The organism is Sphingomonas sp. CCH9-F2, assembly GCF_001556735.1.
GTDB lineage: Bacteria > Pseudomonadota > Alphaproteobacteria > Sphingomonadales > Sphingomonadaceae > Sphingomonas > Sphingomonas ginsenosidimutans.
Genome location: NZ_LSJO01000205.1, coordinates 1 through 6740, shown reverse-complemented (window position 1 = coordinate 6740; position 6740 = coordinate 1). Strand labels below are relative to the sequence as shown.

Genomic DNA, 6740 nt, shown 5'->3' with positions numbered 1-6740 from the left:
GCGAGGCCACCGCCAATCGGGTTGCCCACCGGCACGACCGAACCCGGCACCAGCGCCTGGAACTTCGAACGGTTCGTCCAGTTGCCGTTGAAGCTGAGGTTGAGCTTCGCGAAGCCCAGATCGCGGCGATAGTTGACGCCCAGGTCGATACCGTCGGTCAGGATCTTGCCCGAGTTGCTCGCCGGCAGCAGCAGACCCTGCGTCGTCGCCGGATCGCCGTCCAGACCGCCCGTCACCGGGTTACGGCGGAAGAGCGCGCAGATCGGGTTGTTGACGCTGTTGGCGGTGATCCCGCTGCCGTTGCTGTCCCCGAAGCAACCCGTGATGAGATCACCCGGAACCGGCTGCGAAATCGCGTTACGGATCAAGATGTTATAGTAATCGACCGTGATCGACAGCCCCGGCACGAAGTCCGGCTGGAGCACCACGCCCACCGTGAAGCTGTTCGAAGTTTCCGGCCGCAGCGTCGTGGTGCCCGAGGTGGTCACATCGGCCTGGTTCGCGGTCGGGTTGCGGATCGCCCCGATCGTCGAAGCCGGCGCACCTTGCGCAAGGCAGACGGCCGCCAGATTGGCGTTCCCGACCGGACCCGCATAGGTCGCAGTGGTACGGCACGGATCGACCGCCAGCGTGGTCAGGCCGGTGTTAAGCGGCGAGAACAGTTCGGCGATGTTCGGCGCGCGCACCGCGCGCTGGTAGTTGCCGCGCACCTTGATGCCCGACGCCGGTTCCCAGCTGCCGCCGCCCTTGTACGTCCAGGTGTCGTAGCTCGGGTTGCCCGCGGCCTTCACCTTGTAGCTCGAATAGCGGACGCCGCCTTCGATCGTCAGGCTGTGGAAGAACGGCTGGTCGGACACCAGCGGCGCGATGACTTCGGCATAGCCTTCCTTGACGTCATAGCTGCCGGTGAAGTTCGGCACGGCGCCGCCGGCGCCGCCCAGTTCACCCGCGGTCTGCGACAGCGTGTCGGCGAACTGCGAGGCGGTGTACTTGCGATATTCCGCACCCACCGCGAAGCCGATCGGCTCGCTCGCCCACGGCAGCGACGCACCCAGATCGCCGCTGAGCAGCGCGCGGGCCTGCGCCAGCGAAGTGTTCTGCGACGTGATCGCGGCGGCGGTCAGGTAGGGCACCTGATTCGGCAGGATCGAGCCATCGGCACCGAAGATGTTGACGGGGACGCAACCCGTGCCCGCATTGGTGCCGGCACCCGCGTTGGCGAGCGGCGGCAGCGCCGGATTCGGGTTCAGCACCGCCGGCGACGCACCCAGATTACAGCTGGTCGTGCTGGTGGTGTAGACCGCGGTGCGCAGACGCGAGATCAGCACATAGTTCTGCTGCGTCTGACGGTTTTCCGACTCGCCGTACGCGCCGGAAATGTCCAGCGAGATCGAGTCGGTGATGCCCAGCTTCACGCCGGCGCGATAATCGAACACAGTCGTGACATAGTCCGAAAGACGCGGCCCAACCTCGGTCGTGCGACGGCCAACGGTCGTCGTGAACGAGCGGAAATTCGGATCGTTCGGCGAGGTCGCGGTTGCCGCGGCGGCGCACTGCGCAGCGGTCAACGTCTGGATACCCGCGGTGTTCGGGTCGAAGTCGTTGTTGGCGCAGAACTGCGCACGCGCGGCAGCCGGCAGGTACGGGTTGCTGACCGGAATGGTCAGCAGCTGACCAAAGATGCCCGATGGCGCGATGATCGTGCTGACGGTGTTCTTCGAAAACAGCCCGCGACCGTACACCTGGACCTTGTCGGACACGTCATAGTGGCCCGCGGCGTAGATGTTGTACCGCTTAAACGGCGTCTGGAAGATGTTGTACGGGTTGAAGTTGAACCCGTCCGTCGAACCGACATACGGACGAAGCGAGCCGGTCGAGGGATCGATCGTGTTGTATGCGGCCGGCAGCGTGAAGCGGCCCGGAACCGTGGTACCCGAACCGCCGCGACCGCCCGATGTCGAAGTGTAGTTGTTGCGCGAGAAGTTGCGCGCGCCTTGGTAGACCGGGTCGACGTCCTGGTAGCCGAACGACACCACCGCGTTGCCGCGACCGTCATCGAAGTTCGCGCCCAGCGTCAGGTCGGCACGGAACGAGGCACCGTCGCCACGCTCGGTGATGCCGTTCGAGACGTTCAGCTCCATGCCCGAAAAGTCGGAGCGGGTGATGAAGTTGACCACGCCCGACACGGCGTCGGCGCCATAGGTGGTCGCCGCACCGCCGGTCAGCACATCGGTGCGCTGCACCAGTGCGAGCGGGATGTTGTTGAGGTCGACGCGGCCGACGCTGCTGGCCGGGGTGATGCGCGTGCCGTCGAGCAGAACGACGTTACGGAAGTTGCCCAGGCCGCGAAGGTCGACATAGGCCGCACCGCCGTTGCCGTTGTTGACGGCCGAACCGATGCTGGGCGCGACGCCCGGCAGGTCGCGCAGCAGCTCTTCCGCGGTGTTGCGCTGACGCAGCGCCTGCTCCTCGGCGCCGATCACCGACACCGGGCTGGACGAGATCAGGTTCGGATTGCGGATCAGCGTGCCGGTGACGACGATGTCGCCGGTGCTGTTGTCGCCGGCCGGCGGGGCCGATTCCTGGCTGGAGATGCCGGCGGCGGGCGCCGACGGATCGGTGCTCTGCACGCCCGTCTTGGGCTGGCTGGCCGGATCGGCGGTCTGTGCGAGTGCCGGGTGGGCGATCACCGCCGCACCGACGAGCAGCGTCGATGCGAGCAGGCGCGAACGATAGACGTTCAGCATATAAGTCCCCTTGTAGACGCCGGTTTTCCGGCGCGCTCCCTTGTGTGCCCCGGGCGTGCGTCGCCCGGAATGTCGTTTCGCTATCGCGGCGGACCCCGCAACCGCAACAAGTGTCATGCCCAGGCAACATTTTTCGCACGGGTGTTACATGTTGGTCACAGGGCTGACTTGTCGCTGCGGCGCGCGCGACCTAGGGCGCTGGGGTATCGCTTGGGAGGAACAGGATGACCGTCAGGTTCACGTTGGGCATCGCGACGCTGCTGACCGCTGCCTCGCCAGCGCTTGCAGCCGCGGAGGAGCGCGCGACCGATGGCGGCGCGACGCGCGTGCTGGCGTCCTTTGCCGAATGCCGCCGCATCGCCGCCGCGGACGCGCGGCTGGCGTGTTTCGACAAGGCCAGCGCCGCGCTGGAGCAGGCGGTGGCATCGCGCGACGTGCGGATCGTCGATCGCGGCGACGTGCGCAAGGCGCGGCGCTCGCTGTTCGGGCTGAACCTGCCGTCGCTGGGGATCTTCGGCGGCGGTGACGGCGACAAGGACGACGAGCGCGAGGCGTTCACGGAGATCAACAGCACCGTCCAGGCCGCGCGCGCCGGCCCCAATGGTCGCGGCGAGATCGTGCTGGCCGACGAGGGCCATCCGGTGTGGCAGACCACCGAGGCGATGAACTTCCTGCCGCGCGCGGGCGCGAAGGTGCGCGTCCGGCGCGGGGCGATGGGCGGCTATTTCATCAACGTCGACAGCCGCAGCTATCGCGCGATCCGCCTGCGCTAACGCGCCGGCGCCATTTCCTGCGCGGCGATGGCGGCGCTGGCGAAGGGGCGCTGGGTGGCGACGTCCCAGTAGCGCAGGTCCTCCAGCGGGATGCGCGCGTCGGTGGCGGCGCACAGCACATGGTCGCCGGGCGACAGGATGCGGAAGCCGTTGGCCATGTAATGGACCTTCGCGGCGCGATCGGCGTGGGACATCAGCATCGGTCAACGAACCTTCGAACGGGGATCACAGCAGCCGTGGCTGCGCGGTACCGGAGTCGGGATAGGCGCGCGCGGGCTTGCGCTCAACCTTTGCGGGCGGCGGCGGGGGTGCGTCGCCTTCCGTGACCCGCGCCGCCACCGCACCGTCGCGGAAGCGCAGGCGGATCGCGCCGGCCGCGCGGGCGGCAACGGCGGTGGTCAGCGTGGCGCCGTCCTGCCCCTCCACCCGGGCATAGCCGCGCTCCAGGATCCGGTCGGGGTTGAGGCTGTCGACCAGCCGGCCGACGTCCGCCAGCCGCGCGCGCGCCGCCTCCACCCGCCGCGCCAGCGTCGCGGGTCGGATCGCGCCGCCGGCGCGGTCCAGCTCGCCGCGGGCGCGCGTCACGCGCCGCTCCAGCCCGCGGTCGAGCCGCCCGCCCAGGTCGTCGAGCCGCTGGCGCTGCGGCCCCAGCAGCCGGTCGCGCGCCGGCAATACGCGCGCCAGCGCCTCCAGCCGCTCGCGCCCGCGCTCGACATAGCGGCGCGCGCAGCGTTCGGTGCGGTTGCCCATCGCGTCGAGCGACAGCCGCAGCTCGGCCAGCACCGGCACCGCGATCTCCGCCGCCGCGGTCGGCGTGGGCGCGCGCAGGTCGGCGGCGTGGTCGCACAATGTCGTATCGGTCTCATGCCCCACCGCGGAGATGATCGGGATCGAACAGGCGGCGACCGCGCGCACCACCGGCTCCTCGTTGAAGGCCCACAGATCCTCGATCGAGCCGCCGCCGCGCGCCACGATCACCAGGTCGGGGCGCCGCACCGGGCCGCTGCCGTCGGCGGGCAGCGCGTCGAAGCCGCGCACCGCCGCGGCGACCTCCTCCGCCGCGCCCTGCCCCTGCACCTTCACCGGCCAGACGACGACATGCGTCGGGCAGCGATCCTCCAGCCGGTGGAGGATATCGCGGATCACCGCGCCGGTCGGCGAGGTGACGACCCCGATGGTGCGCGGCATGAACGGCAGCGGCTTCTTGGCGGCGCGATCGAACAGCCCCTCCGCCGCCAGCTTCGCCTTGAGCTTCTCCAGCAGCGCCATCAGTGCGCCCGCGCCGGCCAGCTCCATCCGGTCGATGACGATCTGGTATTTCGAGCGGCCGGGATAGGTCGTCAGCCGCCCGGTCGCGACCACCTCCACCCCATCCTCGGGCCGGAAGGCGAGGCCGGCGGCGCTGCCCTTCCACATCACGCCGTCGATCACCGCGGCATCGTCCTTGAGGCACAGATAGACGTGGCCGGATGCCGCGCGCTTGTAACCCGAAATCTCGCCGCGCAGGCGGACGTGGCCGAATTCGCCCTCCACCATCCGCTTCAGGCGGCCCGACAGTTCGCTGACGCTGAGCGCCATCGCATTGTCGCCGGGCATCGCCTCGGCTACCAGCCGCCCCGCCCCGCTGTCCTGGGGGTGGGTATCGTGAAGGGGGTCGGCCATGAACATCCTGCTGGTGGGGTCTGGGGGCCGCGAGCATGCGCTCGCGTGGAAACTCGCGCAGTCGCCGCTTCTCGATACGCTGTTCGCCGCGCCGGGCAACCCCGGCATCGCGCAGCATGCGACGATCGCCGACCTGGACGTGGCGGATCACCGGGCGGTGATCGACTTCGTCCGCCGCCAGCAGATCGGGCTGGTGGTGGTCGGCCCCGAAGGACCGCTGGTCGACGGCCTGGCCGACAATGTCCGCGCGATCGGCGTACCGGTGTTCGGGCCGGGGCGCGAGGCGGCGCGGCTGGAAGGGTCGAAGGGCTTCACCAAGGATCTGTGCGCACGCGTCGGCATCCCCACCGCGCGCTATTTCCGCGTCACCTCCCGCGACGGCGCGCTCGCCTGCCTCGACGACTTCGGCGACACCTGCGTCATCAAGGCCGACGGCCTGGCCGCGGGCAAGGGCGTGGTGGTCGCCGACACCCGCGCCGAGGCGGAGGCCGCGATCCGCGACCTGTACGCCAACGGCCCGGTCGAGGCGGTGATCGAGGAGCGGCTGGAGGGACCGGAGACGAGCCTGTTCGTCCTGTCCGACGGCAGCGCGACCGCCGTGTTCGGATCGGCGCAGGACCACAAGCGCGTCGGCGACGGCGATACCGGCCCGAACACCGGCGGCATGGGCGCGTACAGCCCCGCGCTGGTGCTGAGCCCGGAACTGGAGGAGCGCGCGCTGGGCGAGATCGTGCGTCCGACGATCGACGCGTTGGCCGCGGCGGGCACGCCCTATGTCGGCGTGCTCTACGCCGGGCTGATGCTGACCGCTGACGGGCCGAAGCTGATCGAATATAACGTCCGCTTCGGCGACCCGGAATGCCAGGTGCTGATGATGCGCTTCGCCGGCGATCTGGCGGAGGTGTTGCTGGCGGTGGCGGAAGGGCGGCTGGCGGACCTGCCCGCGCCCGCCTTCACCGACGACGCGGCGCTGACGGTGGTGATGGCGGCGAGCGGCTATCCCGGCACGCCAGAGAAGGGCGGCGCGATCGCGGGGATCGCGGCGGCGGAACGCGACGGTGCGGTCGTCTTCCAGGCGGGCACCGCGCGCCGCGGCGAGCAACTGGTCGCCGACGGCGGGCGCGTGCTGGCGGTCACCGCGAGGGGTGCCGACATCGCGGCGGCGCAGCGCGCGGCCTATGCCGCGGTCGATGCGATCGACTTCCCGAGCGGATTCTTCCGCCGCGATATCGGAGCCAAGGCGATCGACGAAGGTTGATCCCCGGCGATACGTCTAACAGGATGCCCAGATGAATTCAGGCAGCTTCTCTCTCGAACCGGTGTCGCAGGACGGCGTGCTGGTCACGATCGCGCTGGTCATCGTTGCGATCGCGGCGATCCTGACGGTCATCGCGATGATCGTCGGCGCGCGCAACAAGCGCGCGCGCCGGGCCGCGGAGGCGGACGAGCAACAGCGTATCGCCGATCTGAAGGCGGACGGGGTGGAGGTGCGCGACACCGCGCCGCAGCCTGCCCCGGCAGCGGCAGCGGAACCCACTCCGATCCCAGCCCCAACCCC

Annotated in this window: 5 protein-coding genes and 1 pseudogene; 3 read left to right on the top strand and 3 right to left on the bottom strand. The window is 69.7% G+C overall.

The window, feature by feature from the left end; all coding sequences use genetic code 11:
• Positions 1–2747 (bottom strand): TonB-dependent receptor domain-containing protein (locus tag AX685_RS05990; protein WP_066486417.1); only part of this gene is annotated, 2747 nt, incomplete at its 3' end.
• A gap of 224 nt (positions 2748–2971) precedes the next feature.
• Here AX685_RS05990 and AX685_RS05985 point away from each other — a divergent pair.
• Positions 2972–3520 (top strand): hypothetical protein, encoded by a 549-nt coding sequence (locus AX685_RS05985; protein ID WP_066486415.1) that lies wholly within the window; start codon positions 2972–2974, stop codon positions 3518–3520.
• Here the strand turns inward: AX685_RS05985 and AX685_RS05980 are convergent.
• On the bottom strand, positions 3517–3720 hold the full coding sequence (locus tag AX685_RS05980; RefSeq protein ID WP_066486413.1) for a DUF2093 domain-containing protein: 204 nt from the start codon (positions 3718–3720) through the stop codon (positions 3517–3519). The two genes, AX685_RS05985 and AX685_RS05980, sit on opposite strands and share 4 nt — an antisense overlap.
• 25 nt (positions 3721–3745) lie before the next feature.
• A complete protein-coding gene (gene xseA / locus AX685_RS05975; RefSeq protein ID WP_082740567.1) occupies positions 3746–5182 on the bottom strand; it encodes an exodeoxyribonuclease VII large subunit in 1437 nt (478 codons plus the stop codon).
• On the opposite strand from xseA, the gene purD reads away from it, so the two are divergent.
• The gene (gene purD, locus AX685_RS05970; RefSeq protein WP_066486411.1) at positions 5181–6440 is read left to right on the top strand and encodes a phosphoribosylamine--glycine ligase; all 1260 of its coding nucleotides are present in this window, start codon (positions 5181–5183) and stop codon (positions 6438–6440) included. The genes xseA and purD overlap by 2 nt on opposite strands.
• 31 nt (positions 6441–6471) lie before the next feature.
• A pseudogene (locus AX685_RS05965) lies at positions 6472–6740 on the top strand (hypothetical protein); the annotation flags it as partial.

Excerpts from the sequence above, each read along its gene's own strand:
- purD (WP_066486411.1), top strand. The coding sequence starts at position 5,181 with ATGAACATCCTGCTGGTGGGGTCTGGGGGCCGCGAGCATGCGCTCGCG.
- AX685_RS05980 (WP_066486413.1), bottom strand. The coding sequence starts at position 3,720 with ATGCTGATGTCCCACGCCGATCGCGCCGCGAAGGTCCATTACATGGCC.
- xseA (WP_082740567.1), bottom strand. The coding sequence starts at position 5,182 with ATGGCCGACCCCCTTCACGATACCCACCCCCAGGACAGCGGGGCGGGG.
- AX685_RS05985 (WP_066486415.1), top strand. The coding sequence starts at position 2,972 with ATGACCGTCAGGTTCACGTTGGGCATCGCGACGCTGCTGACCGCTGCC.